This is a genomic window from Coleofasciculus sp. FACHB-542 (assembly GCF_014695825.1).
Taxonomy (GTDB): Bacteria; Cyanobacteriota; Cyanobacteriia; order Cyanobacteriales; family FACHB-T130; genus FACHB-T130.
Genome location: NZ_JACJPB010000042.1, coordinates 102,086 through 119,369, shown reverse-complemented (window position 1 = coordinate 119,369; position 17,284 = coordinate 102,086). Strand labels below are relative to the sequence as shown.

The window sequence follows — 17,284 nt, the reverse complement described above, 5'->3', positions numbered from 1 at the left end:
ATGCGATCGCTAATGATGTCTGATTGTGTTGATATTAGTTGCGGCGCGACTCAACTCAGCAAAGCATCATAATCTTGGTGAGAGCCAATCCAGAACCAGTAATAATCGTCACCCTTTTTTAAAGCTAATGCTCGGTAGCCGTCGGTAATCCGAGCCGACCAAAGATTCTTACCCACTTTCTTGAAATGTAAAGATGGATGCGATGGATTCTCTTGCCAAAGTTGATAGGCTTTTTGAGCTTGCTGTTTCATTTCTAAAGACAGCGCTGCATAGGCTTTCCAAAACTCAGGTGTTGTGGAGGATTTCATCAAGATCCCTCACATTATTTGCTGCAATGTCTGCTTCTGCTTTAGCAATGAGGCTATTTAATTTGCCTGATATCAAATCTTCCTCGATTTGCCGATCCCACTTTTCATCCAAATAGGTTTGAAGCCATGTTGCTAATTTACGAACATCACCTTCTGGAAGCTGTTTGATTGCTGCTTCGATTTCTAACAAGGTAGTCATAGAGAAAAATCCGTGGTAAATACCTTTATATTATTATGCGATCGCCCCAGTGATACTCTACTAGCTATGAGAAGCAATCGCATCTTTACACAGGTTAGGAAAAGAATGCGATCGCTCAATATGTGATATCTCTGGCTACATCCCTATTTGGTTCAAAGGGTATTTCTTAGCCATTGTCTAGCAGGATTTTCCTTTCAAGGTCAGAAAGTATCGCTCAACTAAATTGCTTTATTACTATCCCTAATTAATCTTTAAACCAGTTATCTAGTGCAGCCTACTCTTCTACCTCTAAATCTACCAAAGGTGGCATATAAGTCATAGATTTTTCAGGCATAAATCCAATAGATTTTATCAGTACATCTTCTATTTTTTGAACGGAGCGATAAAAATATAGCAGTACCTCGTCACTATAAAATAGTGCTTGGAACTTATCGTAATTCCGACCAGTAATATTAAAATCTTTGATAATCCCTGCTTTGAATAGTCGTTGAGCTGGTTTTTGCAATGGATTATTATCAAGAGTTGCTTTGTCTGGAAAGGGGCCATCAAATTCAATAAACAAATCGCGACCATGAGCAAATAAATTACGTAGCGATGCTAGTGCATCTAAATCCTCGTATAAATCTTTTCCAGTTATTTCTTTCAAGCTTTGTGAAAATACTTTGCTATACAACTCAAAAAGTTTATTCAGAGGTGCATTCTCAGTATCCTTTGCGACTAATGATACAATCTGTAAGACAGAGTCGATGACAGGCTTAAGCTCACAATGATGAATTTGACCTCCATCATTAAACTGCATTGGAGGTACTGCTTCCCATCGCACCATATAGCGTATTGAGTTAATTCGTACCTTGATGATTGAGGACAGGAGGCTCTCAATATGACCACAAATCGTTAGGTAAAAAAACTGGGCAAACCCCCGCCTTTCGTAATCTGTTAATTCATTTCGTGACTTCCACGCTACAGCGAGGTAAGCCTTGCTAAAGATACTGGTTGAAATCTTAACTCGTGATGACATGGTCTTTAAAGGTCTATCAGCTTTCCTAGCTAAGTATGAAAAGTGCGATCGCCCTTCACACAAATGTATTACAAAATGTAGCATAAACTGACTGTTATGACAAAATTTAGGAGTCAGGAGGCTTTTAGGTTCGACCTCCTAACTCCTTCAGTTGATACCTAAAATCCCAAACCACAGACGCTAAATGGCTGCGATGTCTCTTTAAGCGATGCTTGACCATCCGCCAACTGATGTAACCGATCGCGCCATCCTTCGGCTTTACAGTAATTGTCTTTTTGCACTTGCTTGAAGTGCAACTGCACACCCCAAACATCGCCCGTCAAGCGTTTTTCTTGCTTCATCTTGTCAAGGAAATCGACGGATTTGGGGCGTGACAGATTACCTTCTGTTATAGCGATCGCGTTGTCATTACCTTTTTAAATTTGCGCTGCCTGAAACGCTTCTATCTTTTCCTTTCCTCCAGGAATGTCAGAGCCGACGACATAAAAATCTTGTGGATAGATCCAGTGGGTGCCTAGAGGGCCATGAATTTGAATTCCGGTCATGACGGCGTAGTTAAACACAGAGCGATCGAGAATATTTAAGAGGGCTTCGACATCGTCGGAAATAATTTTAGATGCCAACTTTGTAATTTCTATCAAATCGGGCTTGTCGCCATAAGTAAGGGCTGAAAGAATTTTCTGCCGGATAATTGTTTGTTCAATATCCTGCATATCCATTTCTAGTTTCAGATGACCAGATGCCAATTCTTTGACGACTGTTTCTAATGCTCCACAAGCATGGGAAACTTTTTGAACACCATCTCGATAAACCTTACCAATATCACCATGTCTAGAAATAGCGATATGGGGCATCGCATAGAAGGTAAAACGACGGATACCATCAACGATAGGGGTATGGTCAGTCGCAGCGGCTAACCCCGTTTTCCCCATCATGACGAACCCGGCTAAGCTGCAACAATTAAAAGTTTTCCCCCAGTATCGAATTACTTCAATGAATAGGGGTTCGGCGACTTCATCCCGACAAATTGCTATCATTCCCATCGTGTTTTCGTCACAAAAACCGTAGGAACTCAAGCTTTGGAAAGTCTTTCTCATGTACTTGCTCATGGGAAGTGCCCCTGGAAAGTGAGTTTGCAGCGTTTCATGAAATGCTGGAAACACATTAGGGTCATATCCATTGAGCGTTTGGGGGATCGTTTCGCCAAGCTGATTGACGTGATGGGTCATCTCTTAACTTCTCCTAAAGAGCTTGCGAAATCCGTCATTGAGTAGCTTAAACTTAACTTCACACCCGTCCTTGAGGATTCAGGCAATATTATTGGTTTTAACACTAGATGAGTGAAAAAGCTCCTGCCCTGCCGTTTAAAAGGTTGGCGAAGCCTCCTGACTCCCTTAGCTAAAGCGTTCACCACAAATTTTAGACGCTCAACGGTTGCATCGCCTTTTTAACCGATGCTTGACTATCAGACGAATGCTGCACCCGATTGAGCCAGCGTTCAGCTTGATAGTAGTTGCCTTTTTGTACCTGTTTGATAGCTTGATTGAAGTGCAACTGCACGCCCTAAACATTCTTAGGGAAGCGCTTTTCTTGCTTCATCTTGTCGAAGAACCCAACAGGCTTCAGGGAGGAACAGACTACCTTGTGTTATGGCGACACCAATATCCTTTAGACACATTTCCCCCATTGCACCATACGCCAAAAGTAGTATTTTTTGCTTGCTAACCACTTCAGGAAACGAGAGGTAAGCCCTTACCTTGCGTACCTTTGCGCTAACCTTTGCGTACCTTTGCGTTAAAAAATTAACCTTTGTTCTCTCGTTTCCACAGCCCTCGTACCAGTCGAATCTCATCAAAAGTATAGATTTCCCCTAGAGAATCTCGAATCTTTGAGAGTGAAGTAGCACCCACCTCTTGAATTGCTTTTAAAATGGGTTCTTGACGTTCTAGGGGCACTAATGAGTTTAAATCCACAGGCTGATTCATCGAAATCAGTTCCGCTAGATGATCTAAAATAGTGCCTGTCCGCAAGTTACGTTTTAGAGCAATTTCTTCAATGCTCAAACCTTGCCTATACAAATCCAGCGTAGCTAACTGGGTGTATGTAGGGTGGTTTTTTTGAGGAATTGCCGCAACAGAAGTGGACTTTAAAATTCCTTGTTCTTTACAATAAGTTCGGATTTCAGCAACAAATCGCTCACCATATTGAGCTAATTTATAATCTCCAACACCGGAAATTTTGCCAAATTCGGGTAAGCTTTGAGGTTGCATCTGAGCCATCAGCTTTAGGGTAGAATCCGCAAAGACGACGTAGGGAGGCACGGATTGCTCATCAGCGAGTTGTTTGCGAAGCTGGCGCAATTGTTCATAGAGCATTTCTACTTCTACTGCCATTTGCGGTGATTCATCAATTGCAGTAACAATCGGAACAGCAATCTGCACCTCACGCTGACGCCGTAAGATTTCCCAGCTTAAAGTATTGAGCCTCAAGACGGAATAACCGTCAGTGGTTTGATCGACAAGTCCTTGATGTAAAAGCGATCGCCCTAACATCTTCCAATCTTCTACACTTTTATCAGTTCCGATGCCGTAGGTAGAAAGTTCCTGATGTCCATTCTGATAAATCTTCTGATTTTTTGAGCCGCGCAGCACATCGATAATGTAATTCATCCCGTATCTTTCTTTGCATCTAGCGACACAAGAAAGAAATTTCTGCGCTTCAATTGTCCAATCTTGCACGGGTTTAGGAAAACGGCAGTTGTCGCAGTTGCCGCAATTTCCTGCAAAACGTTCGCCAAAATAACCCAATTGAATTGTGCGGCGACAGTCTGTTCCTTCCGCATAATCAATTACCTGTCGCAATTGTTGACGGGCAATCCTTTGCTCTTGCGGGTCAGTTTTTTGGTCAATAATATACTCAATCGTCTTCAAATCGCCGTAGCCAAAAAAGACTGTACAACGCGCAGGTTCTCCATCTCTTCCTGCCCTTCCAGCTTCTTGATAGTAACTTTCTAAATTGCGCGGCAAGTCATAATGAATGACAAAGCGCACATCTGGCTTATTAATTCCCATGCCAAAGGCAATCGTTGCTACCATTATTCGCACGTCATCTCGAATAAAGCGAGTTTGATTGGAAGTCCGTTCTTCATCATCTAGCCCTGCATGATACGGTAGCGCTGAAATGCCATCTTTTTGTAATCGAAAAGCAATTTCATCTACACGGCGACGACTGAGGCAATAAATAATCCCGGAACCTTCAGTTGTGCGAATTTGCTTTAAGAGTTGGGAGTAAGCTTGTTTTTCTTTTGGCTGAACTTCGTAGTAAAGATTGGGGCGATTAAAACTGGCAATGTGAATACTGGGTTGCCTGAGCGCCAGCTGTTGGATAATATCTTGACGGACGCGATCGGTAGCGGTGGCGGTAAGGGCTAAAAAGGGCACATTCGGATAGCGTTGGCGTAATTGTCGCAATTGCCGATATTCTGGGCGAAAATCATGTCCCCACTCAGAAACGCAGTGCGCTTCATCAATGGCAATCGAGTGAATTCCAATTTGGTGTTGCACCAAATCTAAAAAGGGCAAAAATTTTTCTCCCAAAAGTCTTTCTGGGGCAACGTAGAGTAGTTTGATGCGGCGATTGAGGATATCTTGTTCGCGCGATCGCACTTGTCCCCAACTGAGACTACTATTGAGAAACGTCGCGCCAATGCCGTTATCCCGCAACGCTTCTACTTGATCTTGCATCAAGGCAATCAACGGCGACACTACCACGGTTAAGCCGGATTTCAGTAGAGCTGGTAGCTGAAAGCACAAAGATTTTCCTCCACCTGTAGGCATAACAACCAGCAAATCCTGGTTTTGTAGCGCTTCTTCAATAATCTGACGTTGCCCTAGGCGAAAGCTGTCGTAGCCAAAAAAATGTTTGAGTGCCTGTTCGAGAGAAGGAAACTGGGGCATCTTCCGAAGGATGAAGGATGTTAGCAAAGCGGCGCATCCGCGCAGGATCAAAAGGATGAATGAAGAAATTCCGAATTCTCCGCAAGGGAGTTTCAGAGTGTTGTGGGCATCCAAAACTGCTGCCCGAAATTGGTTGCGCTAACGAGAGCCTGCTTTACGAATCATAATGATACTTGGAAAGTCTATTAGTAAATTAACCCATGCCGAAAGCAATCTGGAATGGTACGGTTTTAGCAGAAAGCGATCGCACCGAAGTCGTGGAAGGCAACCACTACTTCCCCGCTGATGCTATCAACCAGCAATATTTCAAAGATAGCGACACTCACACCAGCTGTCCTTGGAAGGGCAAAGCCAGCTATTACTCCATCGAAGTCGATGGGCAAGTCAACAAAGATGCAGCTTGGTACTATCCCCAAGCCAAGGACGCCGCCAAGAACATTGAAGGGTACATTGCCTTCTGGAAAGGCGTCAAAGTCGAAGCATAAGCCAGTGGAGGCACGGCATTGCCGTGCCCCCAAGCCTGGAAGGAATTACCTATCACTTTGCACGATTCCAAACTACGTCTTCCAGAAGACGGATGTAGTGTCCCTTCCTTTGTTCAACCATCAATAGGAAACAGGTCAAAGTAGAGGAGGGGCAATGCAACTTGGTGACAAAGTAGCACTGATTACAGGTGCGGGTTCGGGCATCGGCAAAGCAGCAGCAGTGCTATTGGCGAAGGAAGGTGCAAAAATCGCAGCCTTAGGACGTACTGAAGACGAACTCAACGAAGTCGTTGCCCAAATCCAACAAGCCGGTGGAGAAGCCATCCCAGTACTCGCTGACATCTCCGAAACAGAGGAGATGCAACAAGCGGTGCAACAAATAATAAATCAATGGGGACGCCTTGACATTGTATTTGCGAATGCTGGAATTAACGGCGTCTGGGCACCCATAGAAGAGTTAGAGCCAGAAGAATGGGACAAAACGATTAAAGTCAATCTGAGAGGCACCTTCCTCACTGTTAAATATGCCGTGCCTTATCTCAAGAAACAAGGCGGTTCTGTCATCATCACCTCCTCGGTTAATGGCACGCGGATGTTCAGCAACAGCGGTGCGACAGCCTATTCCTGCACTAAAGCGGCTCAAGTCGCATTCACCAAAATGGTGGCGCTAGAACTAGCCAAACACCGCATCCGAGTCAATGTGATTTGTCCGGGTGCGATAGAAACCAATATTGACCAAAGCACTGAACGACGGAGCTTGGAACAAGCTCGTGAACCCGTGGAGTATCCGGCAGGAAAAATCCCGCTAACGGATGGTAAACCCGGCTCCTCTGAACAAGTTGCCAACCTGGTGCTATTTTTAGCCTCAGACGCCTCCAGCCTGATTAGCGGGACGGAAATGTGGATTGATGGTGCCGAATCCTTACTGGCTGGCTAAAACATCCCAATCCTCCTTGATCGGGAGGGCAAGAACAAATCTCATAAAATGCTGATATTGGCGATAGTTTCTGCTATGATTGTAAACGCCATGAGCGGATGTGGCGGAATTGGCAGACGCGCTAGATTTAGGTTCTAGTTTCGCAAGAAGTGAAGGTTCAAGTCCTTTCATCCGCATGAGTGACGATAAATAACTCCGTAACTAACCGAGGCTTTTAGCTTCGGTTTTGTTTTGAGTGGGTTGCGTAGGACGGAGTCCGAGGCGAAGCCATCGCGATTTCCCCATGCAGCACCAAATCGCGATCGCAACCCGAAAAATATTATGGAGTCTTCAGCTTTAAATCTTGGCGCTGCTGCCAACGCTTCTTCAACTGAGATTTTTTCAACTCTCGCAGCCGCAGCCGCAACTGATTCACATTGGGATTCTGTTTACCATAGCGCCAACTGACATAAGCTTGGGTAATCTCGTCAATTGCCTTAGCAGATTCCGGTGGTTGGTGTTGATACGCCAGATAAGCATACTCCAACGGCGTCTGGGCTGGATGTTTGGCATATCCCTGAGTGCGTAAATTTGCCAACATTTCCTGGTAAAGACTTTCCATTGGAGGCAGCTTCGCTAACCAGCGACGGTACAGCCATACACGCACGCCATTCCAACCCAGCCAGCCCAAGAAACCCAGGCAAATGGCTAAGATGAGACCGGCGAACAAGCCCACCCAACCTCTGGATAACAGCGCCCACAGCCAGATAATTCCCCCAATCAGCCAGGTAGTAATTGCACCGAACACGTTATTCAGCCAACTGGTGAGTGGCGAAGGCAACCAACCGGCAACCCACTTCCAGAATTGGCGCAGCACGCTAAACGTTTGGTCTTCTTCAATTGAAGGGGGAATGAGTGGATGCGTGGGAATCGGATCGAAAGCAAACCAACCGTTACTCGGAAAATATACCTCCGTCATCAGATAGGCATCGGTGTTGCGGACGATGTATAAGCCCGTGAAGGGATTGAACTCGCCAGGGGAAAAGCCCCCCACCAGTCGCGCCGGGATGCCAATCGAACGCAACATGATCGTGAGGACGCTGGAAAAGTGGTCTGGATAGCCGCCTTTGTACTTGAAAAGAAATGCTTCTACTAAGTCTTCGTTTTCATCCAAAAATGGCAAGCTATTGGGATCGGGTGGAATTGTGTAGTTTTGTTTGAGATATTGAGCCAAGTAGAGGGCTTTTTCGTAAGGCGAGGTGATGGGTTTTCTCGACTTCGCTAAGATTTCTCCCGTTAGCTGCCGCACTTTGTCAGCAATTTGCGGAGGAACTTGCAGATAGTAATTTCGGATGGGTTTGGAATAGTTAGTGGACGCCTGCCCCAAGCGAGTGCGATCGCGGTAAGGGACTTCTGAAACTACCGTGTAGGTGAGTCCCTCCTGCAACAGTGCAGGCGATCGCACGCTGCCTTCTGTATCCAGTGCCACTCTCGGCGTGGGGTAGTAGAGTTCCTTGGGAAACGCCAGGGCTGGCAGCAGATTCGCCATCTCAGACACCACTGTATAGGTCTGAATCACCTCCCTGGTTTTCCCAGTAATGAACTGTCTGGGGATAAAAAATCGGTATGACCAAGGTGGACGCTCTACCGTCTGCGTTTGATTGTCGCGGGAAATCTCCCACCCTTGACCCGTGTAGCGGTCGAACCCCAGCACCCGCCAAAATCCCTCTGACTGGGAGCGTACCCGCATTAACACCTTGGGCTTCATCCCTCCCCGTAGGTTCTGGTTAATCTTGCTGTTAAAGCCGTAGTAAAAGGTATCATCTACATTGCCAGGGCCAGTGTCTTGGTTTGACCCGCCACCAGAACCTCCCTTGCCTTGTTTACCAGGGTTGACAATGCCACGGTTATTGCTGGGAAAATCCTTTTGGGCGAGATTACTGGGGGCACTGACGGGAAATGTCTGTAGCTGATAGCTAGGAAATCGAGGCATCAGGGCAAAAATGGTCAGCCCCAGTCCCACGATCGCTAAAAAATTGATACTGAAAAATTTCCAATTAAAAATTGGGGAATTCCCCTTTTTTAATTTTTCATTTTTCATTTTTAAGTGTTCCAAACCGAGCCGCGAACGGTAATCTAGCACCAATACCGGCAGCCCGATGCCTAAGAACAATAGCAGTATGGGTGCAAAAGCGAACGTCTGGCTCACCGTCCCAGCAACACCCAACAAAATCAGCCCGATCACCATCGAATAGCCCAAGTCCTTGCGACGAGGTAGATCGAAGCTGTGTAGCACTTGCAGATGAATTAACAACTCTGCCAGCACCAGCCGGGTATCGTTCAGTTGCCCGAACAGATTTCTCAAGAAAACTGCCAGTGCCACTAACATTCCAATCGCCAGTAAGAACTTCACTGGCACATTGCGATCGCGTCGTCGATACCAACTCCACGTCGCCCCGGCAATGCTGAGCGGCACAGCCCACAAGCTAATCTGCGTCTCGGCTGCCACATCCGTCGCAATGATTCCTACCACCACGAGCGCCTGCACCAGCACCCGCAACAGAATGGATTCTTCCGTTTCGGGCATCGGCATCGCCGCTAGCCGCTGCCTAAACTGATTAAAAACTGGTAGACGCCGCATACTGGTGATTGGTCAATCGCTAATTGCTCATTGCTAATTGTTCTATCACAGTTAGCCATTCGCCATTCGCCATTTAGTTACCGACCGCGATCGCAAAAATCAGCGGTTGCCGATCCAGTTCCTGAAACTGAATTTCCAGAGGATAAGTCTGGTTGGGTTCCAAATCAAAGGATTCTACACTCAAATAGCCCGGATAAGTGCGCTGTGCCGTTGCCGAGCCTTGCGGGGTTCGTAAGGTTAACCTACCGCCGCGAGGCAAGCGCGTCTCAATCCGGCATCTGGGAACCCGCCCCTCTAACTGATATTCCGCCCTGAGAGTCATCAGTCCAACTGTCGTCTGCCACTGCCGCTCTACCGGCTGCCGATCCGGCGATACAGGCAGCGTCAGCGCGTTGATGATTTCTCTAGCCGCCAATAAGGACAGCGCCATTTGTTGGCTGTCTGTTGCCTCTTCATAACGATTTGTAAACAGTTGCTGCTCTTGAGGAGAACGGGTCGGATAGAGCAGCACCAATCCTGCTAACTGGTTCAGTGCCTGGGGTTGCCCTGGAAATAAGGCACTGGCAGCACGCACCATTTTTGCTCCCTGTTGCAGCGGCGACTGCATCGCCTCCTGGCAAGAGTTTAGCAGTTGTGTTAAAACCGTTTCGGGTAGGGTGACTGGCAGACTAAAGTTAGAAAGCTGCGGTGTCCATAGGGGAACCCAGCTGTTTGCTTGGCTGTCTGAATAGTCAGGTTCATAATTACGAATTTCCGTCTCCCAGGGAAACAGGGGCGGATTTCGTTCAATTTCTGTTTGTAGTTTGCGCTTCAAAAGCGCATGGAAACGATTTTGCACAGTCGGTATTTCTCCTCCCAAGTTGAGTGGTTGACAGCCTTGGGTCGCTTCACCGAAGTGGTCGGTCACTACGCTCAAGTCTTCTGAATCCAGTGGGTCTAACGCATCCAATTCCAGCTCTGCCGCCACCAAGTCGTCTGTAGGAGCAGGCGGCTCTTGGGGTGGTGGCGCTGCTAGAGGATCGCCATCCTCTAGCAGACTTGCCAGAAAGCGGTTTTCGATCGCTTCGGAATTGTTGTCTAGGTCACTATTCATCTTGAGATGCACTTGCTCCGGATACTGAACGATTGCGAATTTCCCAGGCAATCTCTAGCAGCTTGAACCACCGCTTCTCAACCTGGGAGACCGTACAACCCAAAGTTTGAGCGATCGCTGCATTTGGGAATCCCTGTTGCTTTAATCGTAGTAATTCCGCCTGCTCTTGGCTCAGCATTCCTTGAAATGTTTGCCACTGTTGCGGCGTCAAACCCAAATTCCGTTCTAAATCCGCTTCCAACCACTGATGCACCAGTTCCCATCGCTGGGAAAGAGCAAATCGAATCAAATGATATTTGAAGCGTTGCTGCAAATAATCCCTTTGGCGCGGCGTCAAACCTAAAATTGCTTCAATTTCCCCGGCGGATAAATCTTTCAGACGCAAAGTAAAATAATCGGCGCATTCAGTTTGCTGGCGCTCTTTCAGATAAGCCAGCAACTCCTTAATCACCGTCTGGCGCAGACTTTTTTCAAGAGGTTCGGATTCGTGAGCAACCATCGCCTCCCGCACCTGCTGCACCGTCGCTTCATTCCAAACCGAGTCGGAATCAGTGGCAGATCCCTCTGCCGCCTGCTCCATATCTACGGAAGTTTCCGGGGGTTGTTGTTGCGAAAAAGTTTGCGCCCGCAGGATGATTAATTGCTGAGTGCGATGACCGGGCAAAGGAATGCGCCGCTTGCCGTAGCGCTCAGCAAAAGCCATATACTCTGCCAGTTCTAACAAAGTATGAGGACGATATGCCGGTCCCATTCCGCTTTCTCGTCGAAATGCATTTAAGGACTCAGCATAAAATCCCTGTAAGAAATCTTCTATCAGAGTTAACCGCGCCTGGTAGCTCGTAGGCACCTGCGACGGTGTAATGTAGCGATAGATAATCGCACTCAGGGTGCTGTGTAATTCCACCCGTCCCCGGTGTGCCCCCATTTGGTAATAATGAAGACATTGCTTCAGGCGGAGACGAGCCAGTGTTATTGCCCAGGTTTCGATGTCTCCTGAGTCCTGGATTCGCTTACTCTCAGTGCAAATCCGACCGACTTCGCTAGCTATCCGCGCCGCAACCTCACGACAGTTCTGCTCCGAAGCCTTGGATGACTGTCGGAGTTCGTTAAATAGTAGTTGAAAGATTGCGTCCACCACTCCCTGGTAGATTTCCCCACAATGGCTAATTATTGTCAAGACCCTAGCATACCCAACTACGACACGTTAACGGCAGAAGACCCCATATAGTCCTTATGAACTTAGACCAACAAATTCAAGCTCTGATTGACAAAGCGTCCCTCTATCGCATCCCACCTAAGTGGATTACGGAAATTGCACCCGTTCTCGTAGACTATGCGACTGAGCTGCAACATTCCGAGTATTACATTCTCCAAAGTCAGGAAGATGGTTGGCTGTTGACGACCCTTAGCAATCGCGCCCAAGTCAATCTCGAAAAAAATGTGATACACGCCTTTTCAACTTTAGAAGACGCCAACCTTTTCTCTTCCGTGCCAGATCCGGAAATTATTGCCTTGCCAGAACCTGTAACTCACATTTTGTTTGAAATGGTTGGCAGAGATATTGTTGATAGCACGATTTTCTTTGAAACTCCCGGTAATCGTACCACCGGGGCTGAAATTTTTCGGGAAAATTTGCTGAACCGGATTAAAGAACACCGGCAACAACACTGGCCTTCCTTCAACTCTAATCCCAGAAATTTGCCCCCCGATATCGCTTGAGTCATGGGCTTTTTGTAGGGTGGTGTTGTCCGCCCTACGAATCATTATGATTCTTTGAGCGTGTAACGCCGAATAAACCCTGCTAATTTTTAGATTTTTTAATAAACCGGATTCAATCCGCTGCAACGTTCGTCAGATTAACTGACCCCCGTGGAAACGCCAACGCGGAAATAAAATTCGCATGATGGTATGCGACGCCAGATAGACGCTCAGCCACACGAGACTGTAGTGCAGCACAAACCATTGCAACGGCAGATCCCGTCCTACACCCGGTAAGCTAAATATTTTCACCAGCAACCCGATAAAAACTGCTTCCCAAATACCGGCAAGCAACTGTAAAGCTCCAGGCCAATCTCGATCCCAACGGAATTTCTGGATATAGTCATATAGGAGATCCCAGCCGAGTCCAAAGACCGCAACATACCCTAGTATCCAGAAAAAAAGCGAGTCGGCACCGGGACCAATGACGCCCAAAGCAAAGGGCAACGTTACCAACGTGCCCAGTGTTGCTAGTAGAAATAATCGGGTTTGCCAACGACCGAAAAGTGTCGGAGTCATGGTAAATTTTTAATCCACTTACCGCATCAGTTTTCAAGCTTCAGTTCGGGCAGTCCGGACGTTTCTTTCTTGCGTAAATGACCTTCATAGACTGTTCCGACTTCTAGCTTAGATGGGCATTTCACCCACACAGAATTTCCAACAATTGGCAACCCTGTCGTTTCAGACATGACATTTGCTTCTTCGGGGTCGGAAATACAGCCAAAACCCATGTAGTCAGCGATTTCCTTCATCGTTAAATCTTCTAGAAGGTAGCTGCTGCTCATCTCGGCTTCTTTACACTTGAACAGCCTGACTTCAGGTAAAACTTCGTTAAAAATTTTGAGTTTTCGCACTTTATGGCCTCCATTCCGATAAGTGCAATGGACTCGCATATTTTTGGCTCGCTCAGGGCTATGACGGCAGTTATTGATGGAGTCAACTTTCTTTCAGTATCTATCTATATTTTCTGCTTGCCCGCTTCTAGATGAATCAGCAATATTGCTGAAATCTACTCTGACAATCCGTTGAGTACCCAGAGCAAGTTTAGTAAATTTACGGTGCTTGGTTCGCGACCCATTTTATCCATTGCCCAAAAGAACTTAAAAAGTTCAATCGATGGATTCCAGGGGCACGAGCTGCCGACAGACTATCAACTGCACAAAGTGCTGCATATTGCAACCCTAAGAAGCTATCAACAGCGGCGTAAGGCCCACCGAGGGTCATGGCACCAGCAGCATACATCCGACCCTGCGGCGATCGCATTTCGACAAGTTCAAAATTGTTGGCAACAGCTATCCGCCCATTTTCATGGAGGGGGAGTTTGTAATGGGTGACAAGGTCGTTCAGGAGGGGATTCGCTTTGACTTTGGCATCGAGTCCGGTGGCGTCAATGATAAAGTCAGCTTCGAGGCGAATTTGTCCTTTTAATCCCTTTTCTTGAATATAGGTAACGGTGCGCTCAATTCCTGACGAGTGAGGGTTGCGTTCGACTCGTTCCACTTCCCCAAAGGTAATTTGATACCAGCCTTGACGGATGCCTTCTTCAACCATGCGTCGCCAATCCTGACGGTCAGCTGTGGTGGTGCCGCCCCAATCTGCGAGTAGGCGCTTTCGCTGTTCGGGTGCTGCTTTTTCAAGCATTATCCGCAATTCACCGCCCCAAGTGGCTTTAGGCCAGTTAAAGGGTTGAAATTCGTAGTGATTTTCAACAGACCGTTGCGATCGCCCAAACTTGTTGCCTTGGGGTTTCGGCGATCGCATCAAGTGTAGCAGCGAGATATTTGGATTTTTTGCCCTGGCTTCATAAATTCGCTGTACGATCCGCGAAGCGACAATCCCCCGCCCCCGAATCATCACAGTACCGCCAAATTTCTCTAAATGCTCGTAGACGTGGTTATGTTCTTCGTAGGCATTGACGACGGACTTAAAATCATTGGTTTTTTCCCGGTAAGCTTGCAAATCCGGGAGAAACTGAATCGCCGCGTAGCCGGTGGCGAGTTGGACATTGCGGGCAATTAAGAAAGCATGGTCGCGCTGGTTGGCACTGGTACGAGAATAAGCGATCGCATATCGTCCATCCTCAGTTTTCCGAATCGAACGGACGCTGGCGTAACGAAACATCTGTTCCCAACCAATCCGTTTTGCTTCCCTATCAAGGGCGTCAAAGACATTACCCGCACGAGGGGTATAAGTTTGGGCAAAAGCCGGTTCGGCAAATACCTGCCACAAATACCCGAATGCTGTTCCTATGCTTCCCTTGAGCAAATCGTGCCCAGCTTCTCGCAGGGCATAGCTAGGCCAACCCCAAATATTATCGGGGCAAGAATCTGAATTTGACCGCAGGCGTTCGTACAGAGGAATTTGCGAATTCATGCACAGCCGCTTGTAACGAGCATACGGTTGGGGTTCCATTCCCAAAGCCACAATCTGACTGCTTTTCACCCCGTAAATTCTTAATAAATCTACCCAGACAAAGCTGCCCAAACCGCCCCCAACAGCGGCATAGTCCACTTCATCCACCCGCAATCCAGTGGCATGAAGGTCTTGCACGACGACTTGCTGCGCCTGAAAAGCCGGTGGAGGAAACGCTGCCGTTCCCCCTGGTTGCGCGGGGGAAGCAAGCGGAGGCAGGGGTGCCGGATGACTAATCCTGGGGTCAGGGAGATCTGTGTCTGGGTGGAAGAAAATCTGGGAATTTCCAGACGGGGGCGATGCAGGTGGATTGGCAGCGAAGGTAACGCTGATGTAATAAGGGCCAATTTGCAACGAGTCGCCATTCCCCAGAACACTGCGCGTCTGACGTTGTCCATTAATCAAGGTGCCGTTGCTGCTGTTTTGGTCAATAACCACCAACCCGCCAGCGTCCATATCAATCAGGGCGTGGAAGCGGGAAACCTCAAGACTATTGAGGGTTAATCGGGAGACGCGATGCCCATTCATTTCCCCTGGCATCTGATTAAATTCCCGTCCCAGTGCGATTGGAACTGCCAGCGTCGGTTCTTTCCGTTCTCCCGTTCCTGGATCGTCCCAGCTGAGGCGAAGGCGCATGGGTGCTGGATTCATGGTTGATTAGTTGCTGCTAGGAGTGACTAAAACGCTCAATGCTGCTGCTAGGGATGTGCCACACCACGGACACCCCAAATTCATTAAGTTATACGGTGAAACGCGATGGCAACTGGAACATTCCAAACCATAGGTTACAGCCGCTGGGTTAGGGGCGGTGGGGGCTGGTTTGCCTGCTGCGGGTGATGGCGGTGACAACAAAACCGTCGGAGGAACGCCCACCACTGCCAAGGAAACCTTTGTCACCTGGATTTCTATCTGTCCTAAACAGATCGTGCTACCCTGACTCAGAAGCACTTCGCCTTGGATGAGGGTGTGACCATCCACTAGCGGCGGATTACTTTCTCGCAGGTTCCGCAAGTAAAAGCTTTGCTGCTGTGGGTTAAAAAATATTTCGACGTGCAGCCCAGATACCGTGGGATCTGTCAAAACGATATCGCATCGAGCTGGGTCACGACCGATCCGGATAGTACCGGGATGTTTAGCGATTTGTCGATCGTGAATTGTTTGGGTTTGTCCCCGACCGGCTTCTTGCCACTCTAAAGTTAATTCATTCATATTGCTTAGCCTTTATATATTGTTTCTTTCTATAAACTGCTTCAAGTCTTAATGTCCTGATTTCTAACATGACCTGGAAGAAAAATCTGAAATTGTGTAGGAAGTTTAAAAAAACGAAAATCTACGGGAAATGACGATGAGCCGCTATCTTTGCTCAACTTTACTTCAGGAGAAGGCGTTACTTATGGGCAAACTTTGTCTATGTTCCCGATGTCGTTCTCGTATAATTCGTTTAACTTTGGGCATTCATGGTGGCACCAACCACCTCGCTTGCACAGTTTAATAATTTTGTCAACGGAAGCAAAATATAAAATTATAGCTGGCGTTGATACCAATTAGCGATCGCTTGCTCTTTTAGCTGCAAGATTGGGAAACTGAAAACGGCAACTCCTGCCCTGTTGATGATTTCTGACTCCTCACCGCCTAGATTAAACCTAAAAAAAGTAGTTGCATTGTTGATAATATGACTGCAATCTAGTTGGGGTCATATTATCCCCGGATTGGAAACACCTCTTAATAAACTATGGTATGTCGTAAAAACCTTTGCTATGATTTACGCTAACTAAGATTTCGTCTCTAACACCCATGAAAGATTTTTTTAGAAAAACTTTATACAACCTAGGAATAATTTTGGTTTCTCCTTTGTTAATTCCTTTCTTTTTAACCAGTGAAAAAGAAATTATTGAGGCAGATGTAAAGCGTTGGGTGAACGTATTTGGCTGGAAAGGCGAATCAAATTTAGGAAATTTACTTTCTTTGCTGGATCGTCAAAAAGAATTTAGGAACTTGTATTATCATCGATTATTTAAAGGAACCTTATCCGCCAGGATATTTATGTATTTATTCAGTTATTTTTATAAATCTTGTCCTTACCTTTTTATCGATACATCTTCTACTTTTGGTCCTGGACTGTTTATCCAGCATGGCTTCAGCACAATCATTATGGCAGACATGGGCGAAAATTGCTGGATTAATCAACAGGTGACAATTGGTTATAGAGATAAAACCAGTCGTCCAAAAATCGGGGATAATGTCCGCATTACTGCCGGTGCTAAAGTAATTGGCGGAGTAACGATAGGGAACAATGTTACGGTTGGAGCTAACGCAGTTGTCGTTAAAAATGTTCCTGATAACTGTGTGGTCGTCGGCGTTCCCGCTTATATTGTGAAGAAGAATGGCATCAAAGTAAAAGAAGAATTGGTTTAAGTTAGGAATTGAATTTAAGGCTTATATTGAGACACTCTATGAAGCGATCGCCCTTGGCAACCAATCTGTACGGCGATCGCATC

At 46.8% G+C, this 17,284-nt stretch carries 18 protein-coding genes and 1 tRNA gene; 5 read left to right on the top strand and 14 right to left on the bottom strand.

The genetic code is table 11. From position 1 onward, the window contains the following. Positions 1-50: 50 nt before the first annotated feature. From H6F52_RS16260 to recQ, 7 genes are all read right to left on the bottom strand, one after another. Positions 51-308 carry a hypothetical protein gene (locus tag H6F52_RS16260; protein ID WP_190536075.1) on the bottom strand — a complete coding sequence of 86 codons (258 nt, stop codon included), beginning with the start codon at positions 306-308 and terminating at the stop codon, positions 51-53. Then, complete coding sequence (locus tag H6F52_RS16255; RefSeq protein WP_190441495.1) at positions 286-507, bottom strand: hypothetical protein; 222 nt, start codon at positions 505-507, stop codon at positions 286-288. The genes H6F52_RS16260 and H6F52_RS16255 overlap by 23 nt, the downstream gene beginning before the upstream one ends. 274 nt (positions 508-781) lie before the next feature. Beyond that, the gene (locus H6F52_RS16250) at positions 782-1,306 is read right to left on the bottom strand and encodes a hypothetical protein (protein ID WP_190536074.1); all 525 of its coding nucleotides are present in this window, start codon (positions 1,304-1,306) and stop codon (positions 782-784) included. A gap of 377 nt (positions 1,307-1,683) precedes the next feature. Beyond that, positions 1,684-1,866, bottom strand: a complete 183-nt coding sequence (locus H6F52_RS16245) for a hypothetical protein (protein WP_190536073.1) — start codon at positions 1,864-1,866, stop codon at positions 1,684-1,686. A gap of 75 nt (positions 1,867-1,941) precedes the next feature. Continuing rightward, positions 1,942-2,754, bottom strand: coding sequence for a hypothetical protein (locus H6F52_RS16240; protein ID WP_190536072.1), 813 nt, complete (start codon positions 2,752-2,754; stop codon positions 1,942-1,944). Positions 2,755-2,944: 190 nt separating this feature from the next. Continuing rightward, positions 2,945-3,085: a hypothetical protein gene (locus tag H6F52_RS16235; RefSeq protein ID WP_190536071.1), complete on the bottom strand. Its 141-nt coding sequence runs from the start codon at positions 3,083-3,085 to the stop codon at positions 2,945-2,947. 242 nt (positions 3,086-3,327) lie between these two features. Further along, complete coding sequence (recQ, locus tag H6F52_RS16230) at positions 3,328-5,481, bottom strand: DNA helicase RecQ (protein ID WP_190536070.1); 2,154 nt, start codon at positions 5,479-5,481, stop codon at positions 3,328-3,330. A gap of 200 nt (positions 5,482-5,681) precedes the next feature. Here recQ and H6F52_RS16225 point away from each other — a divergent pair, with 200 nt between their 5' ends. From H6F52_RS16225 to H6F52_RS16215, 3 genes are all read left to right on the top strand, one after another. Next, complete coding sequence (locus H6F52_RS16225; RefSeq protein ID WP_190429832.1) at positions 5,682-5,966, top strand: DUF427 domain-containing protein; 285 nt, start codon at positions 5,682-5,684, stop codon at positions 5,964-5,966. A gap of 154 nt (positions 5,967-6,120) precedes the next feature. Beyond that, positions 6,121-6,903: an SDR family NAD(P)-dependent oxidoreductase gene (locus H6F52_RS16220; protein WP_190536069.1), complete on the top strand. Its 783-nt coding sequence runs from the start codon at positions 6,121-6,123 to the stop codon at positions 6,901-6,903. 94 nt (positions 6,904-6,997) lie between these two features. Further along, positions 6,998-7,079 (top strand) — tRNA-Leu (locus tag H6F52_RS16215). A gap of 143 nt (positions 7,080-7,222) precedes the next feature. Here the strand turns inward: H6F52_RS16215 and H6F52_RS16210 are convergent. The 3 genes from H6F52_RS16210 to hetZ all read right to left on the bottom strand — a co-directional run bounded on the left by H6F52_RS16210 (position 7,223) and on the right by hetZ (position 11,751). After that, complete coding sequence (locus H6F52_RS16210) at positions 7,223-9,523, bottom strand: DUF3488 and DUF4129 domain-containing transglutaminase family protein (RefSeq protein WP_199300589.1); 2,301 nt, start codon at positions 9,521-9,523, stop codon at positions 7,223-7,225. Positions 9,524-9,596: 73 nt separating this feature from the next. Then, positions 9,597-10,616, bottom strand: a complete 1,020-nt coding sequence (locus H6F52_RS16205) for a hypothetical protein (RefSeq protein WP_190536068.1) — start codon at positions 10,614-10,616, stop codon at positions 9,597-9,599. Next, positions 10,609-11,751: a heterocyst differentiation protein HetZ gene (hetZ, locus tag H6F52_RS16200; protein WP_190410286.1), complete on the bottom strand. Its 1,143-nt coding sequence runs from the start codon at positions 11,749-11,751 to the stop codon at positions 10,609-10,611. Before hetZ ends, H6F52_RS16205 begins: the two co-directional genes overlap by 8 nt. A gap of 98 nt (positions 11,752-11,849) precedes the next feature. On the opposite strand from hetZ, the gene H6F52_RS16195 reads away from it, so the two are divergent. Next, positions 11,850-12,335 carry a hypothetical protein gene (locus tag H6F52_RS16195; protein ID WP_190536067.1) on the top strand — a complete coding sequence of 162 codons (486 nt, stop codon included), beginning with the start codon at positions 11,850-11,852 and terminating at the stop codon, positions 12,333-12,335. Positions 12,336-12,467: 132 nt separating this feature from the next. Here H6F52_RS16195 and H6F52_RS16190 read toward each other — a convergent pair whose 3' ends face one another. From H6F52_RS16190 to H6F52_RS16175, 4 genes are all read right to left on the bottom strand, one after another. Next, entirely contained in the window at positions 12,468-12,893 is a 426-nt protein-coding gene (locus tag H6F52_RS16190) for a hypothetical protein (protein ID WP_190429611.1), read from the bottom strand. Positions 12,894-12,919: 26 nt separating this feature from the next. Next, on the bottom strand, positions 12,920-13,228 hold the full coding sequence (locus H6F52_RS16185) for a hypothetical protein (RefSeq protein ID WP_190410289.1): 309 nt from the start codon (positions 13,226-13,228) through the stop codon (positions 12,920-12,922). A gap of 199 nt (positions 13,229-13,427) precedes the next feature. Further along, positions 13,428-15,437, bottom strand: coding sequence for an FHA domain-containing protein (locus tag H6F52_RS16180; RefSeq protein WP_199300587.1), 2,010 nt, complete (start codon positions 15,435-15,437; stop codon positions 13,428-13,430). A 6-nt stretch (positions 15,438-15,443) separates the two neighbouring features. Continuing rightward, entirely contained in the window at positions 15,444-15,995 is a 552-nt protein-coding gene (locus H6F52_RS16175; RefSeq protein ID WP_190410290.1) for an FHA domain-containing protein, read from the bottom strand. A 585-nt stretch (positions 15,996-16,580) separates the two neighbouring features. Between H6F52_RS16175 and H6F52_RS16170 the strand changes: the two genes are divergently transcribed. Further along, positions 16,581-17,201: a serine acetyltransferase gene (locus H6F52_RS16170; protein WP_190536066.1), complete on the top strand. Its 621-nt coding sequence runs from the start codon at positions 16,581-16,583 to the stop codon at positions 17,199-17,201. Positions 17,202-17,284: the final 83 nt, after the last annotated feature.